This is a genomic window from Massilia sp. Root133 (assembly GCF_001426525.1).
GTDB lineage: Bacteria > Pseudomonadota > Gammaproteobacteria > Burkholderiales > Burkholderiaceae_D > Telluria > Telluria orientalis.
Window position 1 is genome coordinate 142171 of the sequence record NZ_LMEW01000012.1, and the last position, 20404, is coordinate 162574.

Sequence of the window (20404 nt, forward strand, 5' to 3'; positions counted from 1 at the left end):
ATTAGCAATATTGCGGGGTATGATGAACGACGTCCTGGCTGCGCCAGCCCATGCTTCATTCTCGACATGAAAGGGGTTTGCCGATGTCTGCCGTTCCCAAGCGTTACCGCCTCGTTACCCGCAGCGATTTCGACGGCCTCGTCTGCGCCGTCCTCCTCAAGCATCTGGACCTGATCGACGAGATCCTGTTCGTCCACCCGAAGGACATGCAGGATGGCAAGATCGCGATCAGTGCGCGCGACATCACGACGAATTTGCCGTACGTTGCCGGCGCGCACCTGGCATTCGACCATCACTTATCGGAAACGATCCGCAACACGGGCCGGCGCGACAACCACGTCATCGACCCGAAGGCGCCCTCGGCCGCCCGTGTCGTCTACGACCACTACGGCGCCACGCGCGCGTTCCCGGCCGGCTGGCGCGACATGATGGATGCCGTCGACAAGGCCGACGCCGCGCGCTTCACGCGCGAGGAAGTGCTCGATCCGCAGGGCTGGAACCTGCTGAACTTCCTGATGGATGCGCGTACGGGGCTGGGCCGCTTCCACGACTTCCGCATCTCGAACTACCAGCTGATGATGGACTTGATCGACTCCTGCCGCAATCACACGATCGCCCAGATCATGCAGTTGCCGGACGTGCAGGAGCGTACCCGGCTGTATTTCGAACACAGCGAGCTGTGCAAGGAGCAGATCCGGCGCTGCGCGCAAGTCTACGGCAACCTCGTCGTGCTCGACCTGCGCGAGGAACCCGTGATCTATGCGGGCAACCGGTTCATCATCTATGCACTGTTCCCCGAAGCGAATATTTCGATCCACGTGCTGTGGGGCCTGAAGAACCAGAACACGGTGTTCGCGACGGGCAAATCGATTCTCAACCGCACGTCGAAGACGAATATCGGCGCGCTGATGCTCGAATACGGCGGCGGCGGGCACGAGAATGCGGGGACGTGCCAGGTGTCGAACGACATGGCGGAAGACGTGCTCGGCGCACTCGTCAAGCGGATCACGAGCGAGGGTTGATCACGCCGGTTGTTGTTCCTCCAGCATGCGCTGCGCCGCCTCCGCCGCGAGGGGCTCGCTGACCCAGATGCCCTGGATGTGGTCACAGCCATGCGAAGTGAGGAAATCCAGCTGGGGCCGCGTTTCCACGGCCTCGGCCACCACTTCCATGTTCAGGTTGTGCCCGATGTCGATCAGGCTCTTGGCCACGGCCCGGCCGCCGTCGTCCAGCGTCTGGACCGTCGAGTGCGCCAGCTTGACGTGGGTGGCCGCCAGCTGCTGCAGAAAGCCGAGGTCGCACAGGCCCGCGCCGAAGCCGTCGACGGACAGTTCGACCCCCAACGTATGGAGTTGTTCCGCCAGTTCCTGGCCCAGTGCCGGATTGCGGATCAGCGCATCGATGCGCAGGTCGAGCTGCAGGCTGCGCGGCGGCAGGCGGTGACGCGTCAGGCGGTCGGACAGGCCGGCGAGAAACCCCGGCTGGCTGTATTCGCGGTGCGAGACGTTGACGGTCACGGGCACGTCCACGTACCCGGCCGCACGCAGCCGGGCCGCGAAGGCGCAGGCCTGGTCGAGCACGCGCTGGCCGATGGGGACGATCACGCCGGTTTCCTCGGCCTCGGCAAGGAAGCGGGCAGGGGACAGCACGCCCTGGTCCGGGTGGCGCCAGCGCAGCAACGCCTCGAAGCCCGCGACGCGCTGGGTCGCGACCGCCACGCGGGGCTGGTACAGCAGGAACAGTTCGTCGTGGTCGAGCGCGTCGCGCAGCGCCAGTTCGATGCGGTGCCTGGCTTCCGTGGTCGACTTCATGTCGGCCGAAAAGAAGTGGACGTCGTTGCGGCCGCTGCCCTTGCCGTGGTACATCGCGAGGTCGGCCGCGCGCACGAGCTCCGCCGCCGTGGCGCCGTCGTGCGGGTACAGCGACACGCCCACGCTCGCGCCGACGGGGATCTCGCGGTTGTTGAAGGCGACGGGAATCGCGAAGCTCTGGCGCAGCCGCTCGACCATGCGCAGGGTGAAGCGCAGCGAGGGCTGGTTGGCGAGGATCAGCACGAACTCGTCGCCGGACATGCGCGCCACCGTGTCGCTGTCGCGCACGGACGCCTGCAGGCGGCGGGCGACGACCTTCAGCACGACGTCGCCCGCCTCGTGGCCGAACGTATCGTTGATGGTCTTGAAGTTGTCGAGGTCGATCAGTACGGTCGCCACGAGCGACTTGTGGCGCTGCGCGAGATGCAGCGCCTGCTCCAGCCGGTCCCACAGCAGGTTGCGGTTGGCGAGGCCCGTCAGCGGATCGTGATTGACCTCGTGCTCCAGGTGCGCGGTGCGCAGCATGGTGGCGGTGACGTCGGTGAGCACCCCGATGTAGTGCGTGACGTCGCCGTGCTCGTCCTGCACGGGCGTGATGGAGAGGTCGTTCCAGAACAGCTCGCCGTTCCTGCGCAGGTTGCGCAGCACGACCTTGGCGCCCATGCGCGCGGCGATCGCGCCGCGCAACTGGGCCCGCTCCGCCAGGTCCATGCCGGGCGCGGCCATGAAGCGCGGGTCCGTGCCGATGACCTCGTCCGCGGAATAACCGGTGATGCGCTCGAAGGCCGGGTTCACGTATTCGATGACGCTCTGGCCGTGGTCCAGCCGGGTGATCAGGATGCCGTTGCTGGCCGCGTGCAGCGCGCGTTCGCGCAGGCGCAGCTGTTGTTCGTGCGCGCGCCGCTCGGCCACGTCGATACCCGTGCCGACCAGGTATTCGCCGCCGTTGCAGCGGATCTTCGTCCCGTTCAGCAGTACGGGCGTCTCGCGGCCGCTGCGCGATACGAAGTCGATCTCCAGCTTCAGTTCGCCGTTTTCGTCGAACACGTCGCGGATGCCGTCCGCCAGCGGCGCGCGCTGCGGCAGTTCGATGAGGTCGAGGGCGCGCGTCGCGCCCAGTTCATCCGGCGTCATCCCCGTGACTTTTTCGAGGTTCCGGTTCCAGAGGACGAAGCGGCCGTCGCGATTGAGCACGTAAAAGGTGCCGGGGAAGGTATCGACGATGGCGGACAGCGGCGTGCGCGCGACCCGCTCGGCTTCCGTGCCGCCCCGCGCGCAGCCGGTGGCGACGGCGACGGCGCAGTCGTGTGCGCGGCCCTCGGCATCGACCAGCGGCGCCAGGGTCAACGTGCTTTCGAGCACGCGCCCGCGCGCGCACATGAGTTCGACGTGGACTTCGGCCCCTTCGGGATGGCCGGTGAGGGCGCGCCAGCCGGCGCTCCAGGCATCGCGTCCAGGTGGCGTGAACAGCGTGGTGATGGGGTGGCCGAGAACCTGCCCGGCGCCGACTCCGAACACGGCGGCGCAGCCGTCGTTCCAGGCCTGGATGGTCCCGGTCTCGTCGGTGAGAAAGACGCACCGGCTGGGCGGTTCGGATTCGTGCATGCCGGCTCCCGGTGTCGATGGAACCCGTTGGACCGCGTGGCCGCGCTTCCGTTCCGCCAAAAGAAAAGGCGTGCCGCAGCACGCCTTTCCATCGGTCTGGTAGCCGTCAGGCGGCCGCTTCCTGGCGCGGCGGCAGCGCGACCTGGTTGTCCACGCTGAACTGGTAATCCTTGAACACGTGTTCGGCGGACAGGATCTGGTAGGTACCGTCCGACAGCTTGTGCGTCGTGTCCTTCAGGCGGTACGTCGTCGAGCCGCAGGTCCAGCAATTGAAGTTGCGCATGTGGGTGCACAAACAGGTCTTGTCGAACACCTGGATATTCTTCTGGCCCGGATTCGCCTGCACCTCGCGGTTGTACGAATTGATGTAGGCGCAGTTGCCCGTCGCGTCCAGCAGGTAGCCGTACGATTCGCAGCCGGGACGGATGCCCGAGCCGATCGCCGGCGTCTGCTTCAGCATGCGCATCGGATAGCCCGTCGGCGAGACGCCGTTGACGATGATGTCTTCTTCGCTGGCGCGGAAATATTCCTGCTTGACGGAATCCGGCAGGCCGCATTCGTGGGTCACGGTGAAGCGGGTCGCCACCTGCACGCCGTCCGCGCCCTTTTCCAGGAACGACACGGCGTCGCTGCCCGTGAAGATGCCGCCGGCGGCGATCAGCGGGATGTCGAGTTTTTCGGCGGCCAGGTACGCATGGATCTCGTCCATGATCGTGTGCAGGTCGTAGTCTTTCCAGTCTTCCATGCCGAAGCCCAGGTGGCCGCCGGCCAGCGGGCCTTCCACGATCACGTAGTCGGGCAGGCGGTTCAGGCGCGACACCTTGCGCAGGAAGAGCTGGAGCGCGCGGACGGACGAGACGATGATGCCCAGCTTGGCGTCGCGGAAGCGCGGATGGTCCTTGATGAGTTCGAACGAGCCCAGGTGCAGGCCGGCCGACATCGTGATGCCGTCGATGCCCGCGTCCAGCGCCGCCGACAGGCGGGTGCGCAGGGTTTCCTTGGGCGCGTTCATCGTCAGCTTTTCCATGCAGTTCACGAAGATCAGGCCATCGCCTTTCTTCGCCGCCATGGTCGCGCCCACGTGCAGGCGCGTCGCCTCGGCCAAGCGGTCGAGGTCGAACTGGACGACGGACTTGTCCATGTTGTTGATGTTGAACTTGTACAGCTTGGTCTTTTCCTTGACGAAGCTGGTGTCGAACTTGCGGTCCGACACGTCCGGCACCATCGCATCGGAAATGTGGCCGATACCGCCCAGACGGGCCGCTTCCAGGGCCAGCTCCGACGTAGAGATATCCACGCCCATTCCGCCGATCATGATGGGCACATATTCCTTGTTGCCCAAACGCAGGCGGAAATCATCAACACGTTTCATTGCTATTCAACTCGTTGTTATAGGTAACGCCGCCGACCGGCGTGTTCGCACGCCCCGCATTTTACCCCACGCGGGGACGGGTCGAGAGCTCCATTTGCCGCACGGTCGTGCGGAGCGGGCAGGAAACGTTCAGTCGCGGAAGTTGTTGAATTCCAGCGGCAGATCCTTCACGTCCTTGCGCAGCAGCGCGATCGCTTCCTGCAGCGTATCGCGATCCTTGCCGGTGACGCGCACGGTTTCGCCCTGAATCGAGGCTTGCACCTTCATCTTGCTTTCCTTGATGAGCTTGGTGATCTTCTTCGCATCTTCGGTCTCGATGCCGTTGCGTACCTTGAGCACCTGCTTGACCTTGTCGCCGCCGATCTTCTCGACCTTGCCTTCGTCGAGGAAGCGCACGTCGACCTTACGCTTGGTCATCTTGTTCAACAGCACGTCGCGCACCTGGCCGAGCTGGAAGTCGGAATCGCCGAACACGGTGATCTCGCGTTCCTTCTGCTCGACCTTGGCCGAGCTGCCCTTGAAGTCGAAGCGGGTGCCGATTTCCTTGTTGGATTGCTCGACGGCGTTCTTGACTTCGACCATGTCTGCTTCGCAGACCACATCAAACGATGGCATTGTGTTCTTTCCTTGCACAAATTGAGAGTGAATGGCGATATTGTAACCACTATAATGCGCCAAACACTACCCGCCCCAGCCATGCCAGCCGACCTGCCCCTGTCCACCGACGTTTCCCTCGCCCCTTTCAACACGTTCCGCATCCCCGCGCGCGCCCGGCGCTACCTGCGCGTGACCGACCCGGCCCAGCTGCAGGCCGTCGCCGCCGATGCGCAATTGGCCGCGCTGCCGCGCCTCGTGCTCGGCGGCGGCAGCAACCTCTTGATCGCGCGCGACGAGGTCGATGCCCTCGTGCTGCACATGGGGCTGGAAGGCAGGGAGATCGTCGGCGCGACGGCCGGCGCCATCCTCGTGCGCGCGCAAGCCGGCGAGAACTGGCATGCGTTCGTGGAATGGACGCTGGCGCAGGGCCTGGGCGGCCTGGAGAACATGGCGTTGATCCCGGGCACGGTCGGCGCGTCGCCGATCCAGAACATCGGCGCGTACGGGGCCGAGGTCAAGGACAGTTTTCACTCGCTGACCGTGTTCGACTTCGCGGACGGGTCGATCCGCACCATGGACGCGGCGGCCTGCCGCTTCGGCTACCGCGACAGCGTGTTCAAGCATGCGGAAGGCAGCACGCTCGTCGTGCTGGACGTGACGTTCGCATTGCCGCGCGCGTGGACGCCGAACCTGCGCTATGCGGAACTGGCGCAGGCGGTGCAGGACATCGCCGCGCCGACCGCGCGCGCGGTGGCGGACGCCGTCATCGCGATCCGGCGCCGCAAGCTGCCCGATCCGGCCGAGATCGGCAACGCGGGCAGCTTCTTCAAGAATCCGGTCGTGCCGCGCGAGCACTGCGCGCGTCTGCTGGCCACGTGGCCGGACCTCGTGCACCATGCCCAGCCGGACGGCAGCGAAAAGCTGGCCGCGGGCTGGCTGATCGACCGTTGCGGCTGGAAGGGAAAAAACCTCGGACGCGCGGGCGTCTATCCAAAGCAGGCGCTCGTGCTGGTCAACAATGGCGGCGCGACGGGGGGCGAGATCATGGCGCTGGCACGCGCCATCCAGGCCGACGTCGAGGCGCGCTTCGGCGTGCGGCTCGAGCCGGAACCCGTGCTGGTGTAAGGCTCACCCGGCCGCGGACACCCGGTTGCGGCCGCTGCGCTTGGCGTCGTACAGCGCGGCATCGGCCCGCGCGATGAAGTCGTCCGGGCCGTCGTCCTCGCCCGGCACGATGCAGGCCACACCCATCGACATCGTGACATACCCGCACGGCGCCCCCGGATGCGGCAGCGCCAGCTGTTGGAGTCCCGCGCGGCACGCTTCGCCCACGCGCAGGGCGCCGGCGAGGTCGGTGTCCGGCAGCAGCAGCGCGAATTCCTCGCCGCCGTAGCGCGCCGCCAGGTCGGCCGGGCGCTTCAACTGGCCGGTCAGCACGGCGGCCACCTTCTTGAGGCACAGGTCGCCGGCCGGATGGCCCAGGTGGTCGTTGTACAGCTTGAAATGATCGACGTCGCACAGCAGCAGCGCCAGCGGCGATTGCTGGCGTCGTCCGCGCTGCCATTCGACGTGGACGGCCTCGTCGAAACGGCGGCGGTTGGCGATGCCCGTGAGGCCATCGAGCGCGGCCAGGCGGCGCAATTCCTCGTTGACGCGTGCCAGCTTCTCCTGGCTCGCGCTCAGGGACCGGTAGGCGGCGTCGCGCTGCAGGCCGCTGATGTAGCCGGCGGAATGGTGGCGGATGCGGGCCACCAGTTCCAGCTCGTCGGGCAGCTTGACGAGGTAGTCATGCGCGCCGATGGCAAACGCGTGCGCCTTCAGCTTCGCTTCGTCGCGCGTGGACAGCACGACCACGGGAATGTCGCGCAGCGCCTCGTCCTCCTGGTACGCCCGGATCAGCTGGAAGCCGTCGGCGCCCTGCATGACGAGGTCCTGCAGGATCACGGTCGGCCGGTGCCGCAGCGCGGCCGCATGCGCCGCGCGCGCGTCGGTGACGAACTGGAATTCGATGTCGTCGTGGCGCGCAAGCATGCGGCGGACGGCTTCGATCATGATGATCTGGTCGTCGACGAGCAGCACGCGCACCTTGTAGTCGGCGTCGTCTCGTTCGCGGCCCTGGAAGTGGCTGACTGCGGACATCGGGAATCGTTGGCGGGACTGGAATGAATGGCGGGCGTCATTTTACCCTAATGCGATAGGGATATTGTCAAGCGGTAAAATTTTCTCCGCGGCCCCCAGTTCGGCCGCCGCGCGCGGCATGCCATACACGGCGCAGGTGGCCTCGTCCTGCGCGATGGTGGCGTGGCCGGCCTGGCGCATCGCGAGCAGGCCCGCGGCGCCGTCGCGGCCCATGCCGGTGAGCAGGACGCCGGTGGCGTTGCGGGTCCAGTACCGCGCCACCGAGTGGAAGAACACGTCGACCGACGGCCGGTAGACCTCGTCGCGCGGATGGGCGTCATAGACGAGGCGGCGTTCGGGCGTGAGGCGCAGGTGGTCGTCGCTGGCCGCCACCTGCACGACGCCGCCTTCGACCGGTTCGCCGCCCGCGATGGCGCGCACGGGCACGCCGGCCTGCTCGCCCAGCCAGCGCGCCAGCTGGCCGGCGAAGGCGGGATCGATGTGCTGCACGACGACGGCGGCCGTGTCGGCCGGCGGGCGCCACCGTGCCAGCAGCCGCGCCAGCGCGATCGGCCCGCCGGTGGAGGCGCCGATGGCGACCAGGCGCGCAACCGGTGACCCGGAAGGCGCGGCCGGCGCCGGGACGGCCGCGCTGCCGGCGGGCACCGGCGCCCCCGCGATCAGCTTCGCGATGGTGCGGATCTTCGCGAGCAGGGCGGCCTCGCCGCCGGGGCGGCCGAGCAGCACGGGCGTCGCCGTCACGTCCAGGGCGCCGGCGCCCAGCGCGCGGAACACCTGGCCCACGTTGTCCTGGGGCGCGGCGGTGACGACGAGGATCGCGCACGGCGCCTCGCGCATGATGCGGCGGGTGGCCTCGACGCCATCCAGCACCGGCATGGCGAGGTCCATCAGCACGAGGTCGGGCGGCAGGTCGCGGCACAGGCGCACGGCGTCGGCGCCCGTGCGCGCCACCCACGCGACCTGGTGCTCGCCGCCGATCGCCAGCGCGCGGCGCAGGGCTTCGGAAGCGGTGGCACTGTCGTTGGCGATGCCTATCCTCATGGCGTCCTGTCTTCGTGGGCGCCGCCGACCAGGTCGTGCACGGCATCCAGCAACGTGGCGTCGTGGAAGGCGCCCTTGGCCAGGTAATAATCGGCACCGGCCTCCAGGCCGCGCGCGCGATCTTCCGGACGGTCCTTGTACGACACGATCATCACCGGCAGGCGGGCGAGGCGCGGGTCGCGCCGGATGCGTTCCGTGAGGCCGATGCCGTCCAGGCGCGGCATGTCGATGTCCGTGATCACGAGGTCGTAGTCGGCCCCGCGCAACTGGTTCCAGCCGTCCAGGCCATCCAGCGCCACGTCCACGTGGTAGCCGCGCGCGGCCAGGAGCTTGCGCTGCATCTCGCGCACCGTGAGCGAATCGTCCACCACGAGCACGCGCCGCGCGCGGCCGGCCGCGGACTCCCCCGCGACGAAGCCCAGGCGCAGCGCCGCGCCGCCGTCCAGCAGGCGCGCGATCGAGTGCAGCATGTCGGGCACGTCGAGGATCAGCACCGGCGTGCCGTCGTCGAGCAGGGCGGCGGCCGCGATGTCGCGCAGCTTGCCGAACGTCGGCTCGAGCGGCTGCACGGTCAGGCTTTGTTCGCCGCGCACGGCATCGACGACGAGGCCGTAGCGCTCGCGCCCCGTCCCGATCGCGACCAGCACGAGGTCGACTCCCGCCACGGCCTCGCCCAGCGCCAGCACCTGGCTGGCAGCGACGAGGCCCAGCTGCCCGCTGCCGTCCGTCGCGTCGACGTACTGGCGGCCGTGCAGGGTGCGCACGGCGCCGGCCGGCACACGGCGCACGCCTTCGACGCGCGCGATGGGCAGCGCGTAAGCCTCGCCGGCCACGTCGACGACGAGGGCGCGCACGATCGATTGCGTGAGCGGCAAGGTGATCACGGTGGTAAAGCCCGCGCCCGGCGCCGATTCCGCGCGCGCGGTGCCGTCCAGGCCTTGCACGGCGTCGCGCACGACGTCCAGGCCCACGCCGCGCCCGGAGAGTTCGTTCGCGCTTTCCTTCAGCGAAAAGCCGGGCAGGAACAGGAATTCCATCAGCTCCGCCTGGGACAGCTCGGCCGCGAACGCGGGCGCGGCCACCTGGCGGCGCACGGCGGCCGTGCGGATGCGCTCCGGATCGACGCCGCGGCCGTCGTCCGCGACGGCCAGCGCCAGCATGCCGCCGCGGTGGCGCGCTTCCAGGCGGATCGTCCCGTGGGCGGGCTTGCCGGCGGCCGTGCGCTCGGCCGGCAGCTCCATGCCGTGGTCGACGGCGTTGCGCAGCAGCTGGTGCAGCGGCCCTTCCATGCGCGCCAGCACGGCGCGGTCGACGAGCGTGTCCGCGCCCGCGATCTCCACGCGCACGTCCTTGCCGAGGCCCCGCGCCAGGTCGCGCACCATGCGCGGCAGCGCGTGCACGCCTTCCGCGAAGGGACACATGCGCAGGGCCAGTACCTCGTCGGCGAGGCGCGTGGAGACGGTCAGCGCCTGCCGTTCGTAGCGCTCGGCGCCCTCGATCGTGCGGTGCAGGGTGTCGCGCAGCGGCGCGGCGCGGTCGGCCACGCGCTGCGCCAGTTCGGCCAGGCGCGCGTCGCCCGTCGCGCGGATCGCGTCCTGCAGGTCGTCCAGCGCCTCGTAGACGGCGCGCTGGTGGCGCTTGTAGCGCTGCAGCCCGGCGATCCACGGCCGCAGCTGGCCCGCGTGCAGGCGTGCCTGGCCGGCCAGCGTGAGCAGCTCGTCGCTGCCCGCTTGCCGGGAGGGCGGGTCGACCGGTGCGGGCGCCGGGCCGGGCGGCGATGCGGGTACCGGCGCCGGCGGCGGGGCGGCAGCGGTTGGCGCCTTGCCCTGGCCGTGCAGGGAGCCCAGTGCCGCGACCGTGGCCGCGATACGGTTGCCGCGCGGCGCGCTGGCGCCATCGGCTTCCGCCAGCTGCTGCAGCACGTCGACGGCGCCCAGCAGCACGTCCACGCCGCTCGCGTCGAGCTGGGCCCGGCCTTCCTGCGCCGCGACGAGCACGTCTTCCATCGCATGCGCGAGGCGCACGGCCGGCTCCAGGCCGACGATCGCGGCTGCGCCCTTGACCGAATGCGCCGCGCGCATCATCGATTCCAGCCGGGCCGCGTCGACCGCGCCCTGTTCGAGCAGCAGCAGGCCTTCCGTCAGCACGCGCATCTGCTCGCGCGTCTCCATGCGGAACAGGTCCAGCATCGAGTAGCCGCTCAGGTCTTCACTTATTTTCCCGTCCTTCGTGCTCATCGCAGCAGCGCCTCCAGCTCGGCGCGCAAACGCGCCGTGTCGAGCAGGCCCGCTTCGATGGCGCCGTCGGCGATCACGCCGGCGACGAGGCCCGGCGGCGCGTGGCCCACGTTGGCGGCGGTCGGACGCATGGCGTCCTGCGCGTGGCGCACCACGCCGTGGACTTCATCGACCGGCAGCGCGTAGCGGTGGGGGCCGAGGGCCAGCACGAGCAGGCGCGCGAACGCGTGGCGGCCCGGCGGCGGCGGGACGTCGTCCGTGTCCACGTTCAGCAGGCGCGCGAGCGACACGGCCGGCAACAGGCGGCCGCCAACGTTGACGATGCCGAGCAGGGCGCCGCGGCTGCGGTGCGGCAGGCGGTGCGCGGGCGCCGGCGGGGCGACTTCGACGGCGAGGGCCATCGCCACGGCCAGCCACTCGCGGCCGACGCGGAATGCCAGCGCGGCGGCGTCCGTGCGCGCCGGCGGCGGTTCGGGACGGGCCAGCTCGCGCGCCCAGGCATCGCGGTAGTCGGCATCGACGGGACGCTGCAGGTTGTGCTGGGCGGCGCCCGCGTACACGGGGCAGTTGCGGCAATGGACGTGGGTTGCCAGCTCGGGACAGCTGCGGTCGCCCGCGACGCCGATGCCGCGCCAGCAGGCCTCCTCGTCCCACGCACGGACCGGCAGGTGCTTCATGCGTGCTGCCTCCCGCGCCGCGCATGCACGCGCGCGGCGCGCTCGCGCAGGCTGGCGCCCTGGGCGACGTCGCCGCGCTGTTCGGCGAGCAGGGCCAGCCCGCACAAGGCTTCGTAGTGGTCGGGATCGAGGTAGACGCAGCGCCGCCAGCAGTCTTGCGCACTCTGCGGCCGGCCCGTGCATTCGGCCGTGAGCCCGAGCAGGAACCACGCTTCGGCATCGTCCGCGCGCACGGCGAGCAGCGCGCGGCAGGCGTCTTCCGCGTGCGCCAGCCGGCCGGCGTCGGCGTGGGCCTTCGCTTCGGCCAGCAGGTCGCGCGGCGGCGGCGGCGGTGGCGCGGACGGGCGGGTTGCCGGACGCCCGGCGGGGCGGGGCGGCGCGCGCCAGACGTCGGCCGCGCGCCGGCCATGCTTGCGCAACGCGAACGTGTCGTGCGGCGTGCGCGGCGCGAAGCCGGCGCGGCACAGCGCGGGCGCTTCGGCATAGCCGGCCAGCAGCAGGCCGTCGTCGGCCAGCAGCGCGGCGAGGCGCGCGGCCGCCCGCTGCTGCGTGGGCAGGTCGAAGTAGATCAGCAGGTTGCGGCAGAACACGAGGTCGTAGGTGCCCGTGAGCGCCGGGTCGACGTCGAACAGGTTCGCCTGGGCGAAGACGACGTAGGCGCGCGGCGCCGCGCCGATCATGTGTTCCTCGCCGTGCTCCGTGAAGAAGCGCGCGCGCAGGCCCTGGTCGTCGCCGCGGAACGCGTTGCCGGTGTACCTGCCGGCGCGGGCGCGGGCGATCGCGGCCCGCGACAGGTCGACCGCGTCGATGCGGCAGTGTGCGGATTCGATGCCCGCGTGCGCCAGCAGCATCGCGAGCGAATACGGTTCCTCGCCGCCGGCGCAGGGCAGCGACAGCACGCGGACCTGCCGCCCGGGCCGCGTCAGCAGGCGCGCCTGCACGAAGCGCAGCGCGGTCTCGAACACGGCGGGGTCGCGCAGGATCCAGGACTCCGGCACGACGACGAGGTCGACGAGCGCGTCGAATTCGGGCGTGCCCGGCCGCGGATCGTAGTCGATGCCGGCACCCGCGGCGCGCATGCGCTCGCGCACGGCCCGTTCGACCGTGGCGACGCCCAGGTCGAGGCCCGTGGCGGCGCGCAGGCGCAGCGTGAGATTCACGGGCCTGCTCCGAACAGCAGGGCCTCGACCTCGGGCGCGAGCAGGCGCTCCGGGTCGAGCAGCTGCAGCATGCCGTCGGCGCCGGGCGCGACCTGGCCGAGCCACGGCGCGCTCGCGACGCCCGCGTCGGCCAGTTCGCCGTCGAGGGCCGCCACGCCGATCACGCGCTCCGCTTTCAGGCCCAGGGGGCGCCGGCGCCCGGCAGCAATGATCTCGACGAGCAGGATGCGCGTGTCGTAGCGCACGGCGTCCGGCGGCGTGCCGGCCAGGCGCGAGAGGTCGATCACGGGGATCGCCTCGCCGTGCAGGTCCAGCAGGCCGGGCACGAAATGCGGCGCGCCCGGCAGCGCCTTCAGGCGCGCCACCGGCAGCACGCGCAGCACGCTCGCCAGCGGCAAGGCGTAGCGCTCGCGGCCGATATGGAACACCATCGTCCTCATGCAGTATTGACCGAGAAGGTGGCGACGGACTGCTGCAGGTCGGTGGCGGCGTACTGCAACTGATGCACCGCCTCGCTCGTCGCTTTCAGCGAGTCGACGGTCTGCTGGCTGGCGTCGGACAGCTGCGTCATCGTCGCCGTGATCTGCGATGCGCCCACTGCCTGCGACTGCATCCCCTGCAGCACCAGGTCGAAGCGGGGCGCCAGCTTGCGCACCTGCTCCGTCATGCCGGACAGCTGCTCGGCCACGTGGCGCGCCTCGCCCACGCTGCGGCGGATGTCCTCGGTAAACTTGTCCATGCCCATGACGCTGGCCGACACGGCGGACTGCATCTCCTTCAGCATCTGCTCGATGTCCCACGTGGACACGGACGTCTGGTCGGCCAGGCGCCGGATCTCGGCGGCGACGACGGCAAAGCCGCGGCCCGCCTCGCCGGCCTTCTCGGCCTCGATCGCGGCGTTCAGCGACAGGATGTTGGTCTGGTCCGCGACCTTGGTGATCGTGGTCAGCACGCTGTTGATGTTGCTGGCTTTTTCGGACAGGGTCGCGAGCTTGGCGGTGATCGCGTCGGTGGCCGCGACCATTTGCTGCATCGACTGGTCCATGCGCGTCAGGTTGCCCTGCGCTTCGGCCGTGGCGGCCGTCGTGTAGTCGGCGACTTCGCCCGCTTCTTCCATCGTGCGCAGCAGCTGCGACGTATTGGCCGAGATCTCGCGCGTGGTGGACAGCACCTCGACGCTCGTCTGCGCCTGCTCGATCCCGGTCGCCTCCTGCTGGCGCGCGGACGCGGCGATCTGCGTGGCCGACGTGGTCACCTGGATGCCCGCGCGCTGCACATTGCTGACCAGGGTGCGCAGGCTGCCCAGCATCGTGCCCAGGCCTTCGCCCAGGCGGCCGATGGCGTCGCTGCCGGCGATCGTGACGGTGCCCGTCAGGTCGCCGCGGGCGGCGCGCGAGACGACGTCCAGCAGCATGTCGACCTTGGCGCGAAGTTCGTTCGTCGCCGCAAGTTCCTTCGCCTGGCTGTCTTCGATGGCCTGGGCCATGCGGTTGAATTCCAGCGCCACCTGGCCCAGCTCGTCGCGCGACAGCACCTCGGCGCGGGCGCCGTGCACGCCGCCGGCGATCTGGCCGGCAGCACTCATCAGGCTGTGCAGCGGCCGCGAGACGGCGCGCACGAGCAGCGTCGAAATGAGGATCGCCAGCGCCACGCAGATGACGGCGCCCCCGGTCAGCAGCGTCTTCATGGTCTGGCGCAGTTCGTCGGTGTCCTTCTGGCGCTGGACCAGCAGGCGGTTTTCCTCGGCTTCGACGTCGTCCAGCACCTCGCGCAGGCTGGCCACGGAACCCGTGCCGGCCAGTACCCCGGCCTCGGCCTGCGCCGTCATGGCCGCGCCGGCGGTCCGGCGCCGTTCGATCTGCGGGGTAACCACCTGCTCCATCCACGTGACGAGCAGCGTGTCCAGGCGGCGCAGGCGGTCCTGCTGCTGGGCGTTGTCGGTGGTGATCGCCTGGGCGCGTTTCACGTGCGCGCGCGCCGTCGCGTATTCGTTGCGGATCGGCGTCACCAGGTTCTCGTTGCCCGTCAACAGGTAGCCGCGCGTGGACGACTGGATCTGCAGCACCGACGTCGCGATGGTGTCGAGTTCGCGCAGCACCTCGAGGGTGTGGCGGTTCCACAGATTGGCGTCGGACAGCCGTGCGAAATTGTTATAGGCAAGGATGAGCAGGCACAGGATGATCGCGACGATCGCGCCGAAGCCGGCGACCAGTTTGTTCCTGATGCTCAAGTTGTGAAACATGCGCGCTCCAAATGGCGTGAAGACATGGTGAATGTAACATTTCTGCCCGGAGGCAAGGGACTCCGCGTGCACCAATCCGGGGATTGCCCATTCAGGCCAGGGCCAGCAGGGCGTGGCGCGCGTGTGCCTGCTGGCATTTGACGTCGCCGATCTGGACTTCGCGGCAGGGCTCGGGCCGCTATTCGTACACGCGGCACGCTTACCTGCCGCCGGGCTCGCCCTGCAGGGCGGCGCACCGCGGCGCTTTCGCATTCGTACCGGCCATGCACGAGAAATGCGCGTTCACCTGTTCCGTGAGCGCGGGCGGCCGGCCGCGCGCGTCGGCGTCGGCCCAGTAGAAGGAAACGCGGTAGGTCATGCAGCGGGCACCCCACGACAGGCAGGGATTCTCGCCGGTGTCGCTCATGCGCACTTCGCAGGCGGAAAACGAAGACGCGATGGTAGCGCGCCGGCGTCAGGCTGAAAAGAGTGAAACTTGTATTGTTAACACAAATGAGAATGATTCGCGTTTACTTGTCCGTTAAAACTTGATACAGTTCGTGGCGTTCCGACAAACATTCAAAAACAACATTCAACGACCACGATGAGAACCTCGATCACCAGCCGTAAGCATCTGTCTCCTTCCACACCGCGCCGCGCGGGCGCCGCGCTCGCCATGCTCGTGCTGCCGCTCGCCGGCCACGCGGCGCCGGATCCCGACGCCGCCGCCGATGCGGACGCCGGCGCCGGCCGCCCGCACCGCGTCCACGTCAACGGCGCGCGCGAGAACGACTACAAGGCCGAGCATGCGCAATCGTCCAAGTACACGGAAAAGCTGGTGGACACCCCGCAGACCGTCATCGTCATCAAGAAGGAGTTGTTCGAGCAGCAGGGCGCGACCACGCTGACGGAGGCGCTGCGCAACACGCCCGGCGTGGGCACGTTCTTCCTCGGCGAGAACGGCAGCACGAACACGGGCGACGCGGTCTACATGCGCGGCTTCGATACGTCCGGCAGCCTGTTCGTCGACGGCATCCGCGACATCGGCTCGATCTCGCGCGACGTCTTCAACATCGAGCAGATCGACGTGCTGAAAGGCCCGGCCGGCACCGACACGGGCCGCGGCGCGCCCACCGGTTCCATCAACCTGAACACGAAGCAGCCGACGCTGAAGAACACCGGCGACGCCAGCCTCACGGTGGGCAGCGCGGACCGTGTGCGCGGCACCGCCGACATCAACCGCGTCATCGACCGCGAGTCCGGCATCGCGTTCCGCCTGAACGTCCTCGACCAGCGCGCCGGCAATCCGGCACGCGACGCCGTGCGCGACAAGCGCTGGGCCATCGCGCCGTCGCTCGCGTTCGGCCTGCACGGCCCGACCCACGTCTATCTCGACTACCTGCACGTGAAGCAGGACAATCGCCCGGACGGCGGCGTGCCGACCATCGGCCTGCCGGGCTACCGCAGCCCGGACGCGACGCGGCCTTTCCTCACCGGCGCCGCGCCCGTCGATCCGCAGAATTTCTACGGCGCGCTGTCCGACTACGACAAGGTGGCGGCCGACATGGCGACGGCCATCATCGAGCACGAGTTCCGCAATGGCATGCGCCTGAAGAACACGAGCCGCTACGGCAAGACCAAGCAGTTCTACCTGCTGAGCGCCTTCATGGGTTCGGCGGCGAACATCATCGCGCCGAGCGCCACGGACCCGTCCACGTGGTCGCTGGCGCGGACGATCCGGACGGTCAAGGACCAGGAAAACACGGTGCTCGCGAACCAGACGACGCTGACGGCCGATGTCGATACGGGCACCTTGCGCCACACGCTCGTCGCGGGCCTGGACCTGTCGAACGAGAAGCAGTCGAACCGCAGCTACGTGGGCGGCGGCACGCTGGCGCCGGCGAATTTGTACCGTCCCGACCCGGCCCTGCCGATCGCAGGCCTGAACCTGCAGCCGAGCGGCGCACGCACGCGGGGGGAATCCGCGACGGAATCCGGCTATCTGCTCGATACGATCAAGCTGGGCGACCAATGGATCTTCAATGCGTCCGCCCGTCTCGACCACTTCGACACGACGTATGACGCCATCGCGCTGTCGACGGCCACGTCGGCCCCGACGCTCCCCGTGGGCACGCCTGTGCCGACGCATATCGAACTGTCGGACAACCTCGTGAGCGGCAAGGTGTCCGCGCTGTACAAGCCGACGGCGAACAGCAGCGTGTACGCGCTGTGGGCCAACTCGCGGAACCCGCCGGGCTCGAACCTGGCGCTGAGCGCCAGTGCGAACAGCGCGGCGAACCCGATCTATGACCCGCAGGTCAGCACGACGACGGAGCTGGGCGCCAAGTGGGAAGTGTTCGACCGCCGTCTCGGGCTGAACGCGGCGTTGTACCGCACGGACGTGAAGAACGAGGTCGAGCAGGATCCCGTCGACCTGAAGTACTACCAGACCGGTAAAAAACGCGTGCAGGGCATCGAGCTGGCCGTGACGGGCGAGATCACGCGCGCGTGGTCGATCAACGCGGGCTACACGTACATGGACACGAGCATCGAGGCGGGCAAGCTCGTCACGGCGAGCGGCGCCAACGCGCTGTCGTACACGCCGAAGCAGGCCTTCACGAGCTGGACGACGTACAAATTGCCGCAGGGCCTGACGCTCGGCGGCGGCGTGCGCTACCAGGGCAAGCTGCTGCGCGGGACGGACGGCGCCGTCGGCACGCCGGCGTACGCGGACAGCTACTGGGTGGCGGATGCCGTCGCGGACTACCGGGTCAACCGCTGGCTGGACCTGCGCCTGAACGTCTACAACCTGTTCGACAAGGAGTATGTTGCCTCGATCAACAAGAGCGGCTACCGCTACACGCCGGGCGCGCCGCGCTGGGCGAGCCTGACCGCCAACTTCCATTTCTGAGTTGTGAGCCGGCGCCAGCCGCTTCCGCCGTACGCCGCAGCCGTGGGGGCAATGCGGGGTGGGGCGGGGATCAAGCGGTGCGCCTCCCTTTGCCGTCCTTTCGCGTGAGCGGGAGGACGGCTTTTTTATTCCACCGCGGTTGCTCACCACCCGTCGTCCCCGCGCAGGCGGGGATCCAATTTTTACGCGCAGTCGGCACGCGCGCAACTTGGGCCCCTGCCTTCGCAGGGGCGACGGTCTTGAGGGTGCGTGAATGAAAAAAGCCGCCGGTCCTCGCAGACCGGCGGCTTTTACGCGAACATCAAAACTTATTGGCCGCGCTTCTTGCGTGCGTTCGCCGCGATGCGCATGCGCAGCGCGTTCAGCTTGATGAAGCCGCCCGCATCCGCCTGGTTGTACGCGCCGCCGTCTTCGTCGAACGTGGCGATGGTCTGGTCGAACAGTGAATCCGTCTTCGAATCGCGCGCGACGACGATCACGTTGCCCTTGTACAGCTTGACGCGCACCCAGCCGTTCACGCTCTTTTGCGTGTGGTCGATCAGCGTCTGCAGTGCGACGCGTTCCGGTGCCCACCAGTAGCCGTTATAGATCAGCGAGGCGTAGCGCGGCATCAGGTCGTCCTTCAGGTGCGCCACTTCGCGGTCCAGCGTGATCGATTCGATGGCGCGGTGCGCCTTCAGCATGATCGTGCCGCCCGGGGTTTCGTAGCAGCCGCGCGACTTCATGCCGACGTAGCGGTTTTCCACCAGGTCCAGGCGGCCGATGCCGTGCTTGCCGCCCAGGCGGTTCAGTTCGGTCAGCACCGCGGCCGGGGTCAGCTGCTTGCCGTTCAGGGCCACGATGTCGCCGTTCTGGAATTCGATGTCCAGGTATTCCGCCTCGTCCGGTGCCGCTTCCGGCGACACGGTCCAGCGCCACATCGATTCCTCGGCTTCCGCGCTCGGGTTTTCCAGGTGGCGGCCTTCGAACGAGATGTGCAGCAGGTTGGCGTCCATCGAGTACGGCGCGCCGCCGTTCTTGTGCTTCATGTCGATGTCGATGCCGGCGTCTTCCGCGTACTTCAGCAGTTTTTCACGCGACAGCAGGTCCCACTCGCGCCACGGGGCGATGATCTTGACGTCCGGCTTCAGCGCGTACGCGCCCAGCTCGAAGCGCACCTGGTCGTTGCCCTTGCCGGTCGCGCCGTGCGACACGGCGTCGGCGCCGGTTTCGTTGGCGATCTCGATCAGGCGCTTGGCGATCAGCGGACGCGCGATCGACGTGCCCAGCAGGTATTCGCCTTCGTAGACGGTGTTGGCGCGGAACATCGGGAACACGAAGTCGCGCACGAATTCTTCGCGCACGTCGTCAATGTAGATGTTTTCCGGCTTGATGCCGAACTTCAGCGCCTTGGCGCGTGCCGGTTCCAGCTCTTCACCCTGGCCCAGGTCGGCGGTGAAGGTGACGATTTCGCACTTGTAGTTATCCTGCAGCCATTTCAGGATGACGGAGGTATCGAGGCCGCCCGAGTAGGCGAGGACTACTTTTTTGATGTCGCTCATGGAAGTTCCAGTGGTGTCAGATGTGGAGGGGGATGATGGTCAGCCGGCCCTCAGCGGGCCGACGATCAGGCTCATGGGTCGTGGTAGTGCGATTGATTATTTGTCTTCGATGCGGCCCAGCAGCAGATATTCGATCAGCGCCTTCTGCACGTGCAGGCGGTTCTCGGCCTCGTCCCAGACGACGGATTGCGGACCGTCGATGACGCCGGCCGACACTTCCTCGCCGCGGTGCGCGGGCAGGCAGTGCATGAACAGCGCGTCGCCGCTCGCGCGCGCCATCTTCGCTTCGTCGACGATGAAGCCGTCGAACGCTTTCAGTCGCTCGGCGTTTTCCTTTTCGTAGCCCATGCTCGTCCACACGTCCGTGTTGACGAGGTGCGCGCCGGCGCAGGCGTCGGACGGGTTCTCGAAGAAGGTGTAGTTCGTCGTCGTGACCAGCTGTGGGTCGATGTCGTAGCCCTTCGGGGTCGACACGTTCAGGTGGAAGCCGAACACTTCCGCCGCCTGCAGCCAGGAATACAGCATGTTGTTGGCGTCGCCGATCCACGCCACCGTCTTGCCGACGATGGAGCCGCGGTGTTCGTAGTACGTGAAGATGTCGGCCAGCACCTGGCACGGATGGTGTTCGTTGGTGAGGCCGTTGATCACCGGCACGCGGGAATGCGCCGCGAAGCGCTCGATGATGTCCTGGCCGAACGTGCGCACCATGATGATGTCGCACATGCGCGACATGACTTGGCCGGCGTCCTCGACGGGCTCGCCGCGGCCCAGCTGGCTGTCGCGCGTGTTCAGGTAGATCGCGGCGCCGCCCAACTGGTGCATGCCCGCTTCGAACGACAGGCGCGTGCGCGTGGAATTCTTTTCGAACACCATGACCAGCGTGCGGTCGACGAGCGGGTGGTAGATCTCGTAGTTCTTGAACTTGCGCTTGATGACGGTCGCGCGCTCGATCAGGTACTCGAACTCGTCGCGGGTGAAGTCGGAGAACTGCAGGAAATGCTTGATGTTGGTGGGAGTCGTGCCAGCCATTTTTGTGCCTGAGATACGATAATCTCTTGGATTATAAGCGTTTTTGCTTGCTTTCCGGGAAAT

Annotated in this window: 16 protein-coding genes; 3 read left to right on the forward strand and 13 right to left on the reverse strand. The window is 68.3% G+C overall.

Annotated elements, in window-relative coordinates; translation table 11 throughout:
• Nucleotides 1–83: 83 nt before the first annotated feature.
• Nucleotides 84–1022, forward strand: coding sequence for a hypothetical protein (locus ASD28_RS11335; RefSeq protein ID WP_056128357.1), 939 nt, complete (start codon nucleotides 84–86; stop codon nucleotides 1020–1022).
• Here the strand turns inward: ASD28_RS11335 and ASD28_RS11340 are convergent, their stop codons facing one another.
• The 3 genes from ASD28_RS11340 to ASD28_RS11350 all read right to left on the reverse strand — a co-directional run bounded on the left by ASD28_RS11340 (nucleotide 1023) and on the right by ASD28_RS11350 (nucleotide 5403).
• Nucleotides 1023–3416: an EAL domain-containing protein gene (locus tag ASD28_RS11340; protein ID WP_056127170.1), complete on the reverse strand. Its 2394-nt coding sequence runs from the start codon at nucleotides 3414–3416 to the stop codon at nucleotides 1023–1025. It abuts the gene before it with no gap.
• A 106-nt stretch (nucleotides 3417–3522) separates the two neighbouring features.
• Entirely contained in the window at nucleotides 3523–4788 is a 1266-nt protein-coding gene (locus ASD28_RS11345) for a nitronate monooxygenase (protein ID WP_056127172.1), read from the reverse strand.
• 129 nt (nucleotides 4789–4917) lie between these two features.
• Nucleotides 4918–5403, reverse strand: coding sequence for a YajQ family cyclic di-GMP-binding protein (locus tag ASD28_RS11350; RefSeq protein WP_056127174.1), 486 nt, complete (start codon nucleotides 5401–5403; stop codon nucleotides 4918–4920).
• 81 nt (nucleotides 5404–5484) lie between these two features.
• Between ASD28_RS11350 and murB the strand changes: the two genes are divergently transcribed.
• Complete coding sequence (gene murB, locus ASD28_RS11355) at nucleotides 5485–6510, forward strand: UDP-N-acetylmuramate dehydrogenase (protein WP_056127177.1); 1026 nt, start codon at nucleotides 5485–5487, stop codon at nucleotides 6508–6510.
• Between the two features lie 3 nt (nucleotides 6511–6513).
• On the opposite strand, the gene ASD28_RS11360 is transcribed toward murB, so the two are convergent.
• The 8 genes from ASD28_RS11360 to ASD28_RS11395 form a co-directional block, all read right to left on the reverse strand.
• Nucleotides 6514–7524, reverse strand: a complete 1011-nt coding sequence (locus tag ASD28_RS11360) for a diguanylate cyclase domain-containing protein (RefSeq protein WP_056127182.1) — start codon at nucleotides 7522–7524, stop codon at nucleotides 6514–6516.
• 42 nt (nucleotides 7525–7566) lie between these two features.
• Entirely contained in the window at nucleotides 7567–8565 is a 999-nt protein-coding gene (gene cheB / locus ASD28_RS11365) for a chemotaxis-specific protein-glutamate methyltransferase CheB (RefSeq protein WP_056127191.1), read from the reverse strand.
• The gene (locus ASD28_RS11370) at nucleotides 8562–10802 is read right to left on the reverse strand and encodes a hybrid sensor histidine kinase/response regulator (protein ID WP_056127194.1); all 2241 of its coding nucleotides are present in this window, start codon (nucleotides 10800–10802) and stop codon (nucleotides 8562–8564) included. Before ASD28_RS11370 ends, cheB begins: the two co-directional genes overlap by 4 nt.
• Nucleotides 10799–11479, reverse strand: a complete 681-nt coding sequence (locus tag ASD28_RS11375) for a chemotaxis protein CheW (protein WP_056127196.1) — start codon at nucleotides 11477–11479, stop codon at nucleotides 10799–10801. The genes ASD28_RS11370 and ASD28_RS11375 overlap by 4 nt, the downstream gene beginning before the upstream one ends.
• Nucleotides 11476–12639 (reverse strand): protein-glutamate O-methyltransferase CheR, encoded by a 1164-nt coding sequence (locus ASD28_RS11380; protein WP_056127201.1) that lies wholly within the window; start codon nucleotides 12637–12639, stop codon nucleotides 11476–11478. The genes ASD28_RS11375 and ASD28_RS11380 overlap by 4 nt, the downstream gene beginning before the upstream one ends.
• Nucleotides 12636–13070 (reverse strand): chemotaxis protein CheW, encoded by a 435-nt coding sequence (locus ASD28_RS11385; RefSeq protein ID WP_229412187.1) that lies wholly within the window; start codon nucleotides 13068–13070, stop codon nucleotides 12636–12638. The genes ASD28_RS11380 and ASD28_RS11385 overlap by 4 nt, the downstream gene beginning before the upstream one ends.
• Nucleotides 13071–13075: 5 nt before the next feature.
• Complete coding sequence (locus tag ASD28_RS11390; RefSeq protein ID WP_056127206.1) at nucleotides 13076–14881, reverse strand: methyl-accepting chemotaxis protein; 1806 nt, start codon at nucleotides 14879–14881, stop codon at nucleotides 13076–13078.
• 199 nt (nucleotides 14882–15080) lie between these two features.
• Nucleotides 15081–15287, reverse strand: a complete 207-nt coding sequence (locus tag ASD28_RS11395; RefSeq protein ID WP_229412186.1) for a hypothetical protein — start codon at nucleotides 15285–15287, stop codon at nucleotides 15081–15083.
• Nucleotides 15288–15464: 177 nt separating this feature from the next.
• Between ASD28_RS11395 and ASD28_RS11400 the strand changes: the two genes are divergently transcribed.
• Complete coding sequence (locus ASD28_RS11400; protein WP_056127210.1) at nucleotides 15465–17771, forward strand: catecholate siderophore receptor Fiu; 2307 nt, start codon at nucleotides 15465–15467, stop codon at nucleotides 17769–17771.
• Nucleotides 17772–18079: 308 nt separating this feature from the next.
• Here the strand turns inward: ASD28_RS11400 and ASD28_RS11405 are convergent, their stop codons facing one another.
• Together ASD28_RS11405 and argF are read right to left on the reverse strand one after the other, a co-directional pair.
• A complete protein-coding gene (locus tag ASD28_RS11405) occupies nucleotides 18080–19312 on the reverse strand; it encodes an argininosuccinate synthase (RefSeq protein ID WP_056127213.1) in 1233 nt (410 codons plus the stop codon).
• 96 nt (nucleotides 19313–19408) lie between these two features.
• Nucleotides 19409–20341 (reverse strand): ornithine carbamoyltransferase, encoded by a 933-nt coding sequence (gene argF / locus ASD28_RS11410; protein ID WP_056127216.1) that lies wholly within the window; start codon nucleotides 20339–20341, stop codon nucleotides 19409–19411.
• Nucleotides 20342–20404 lie beyond the last annotated feature (63 nt).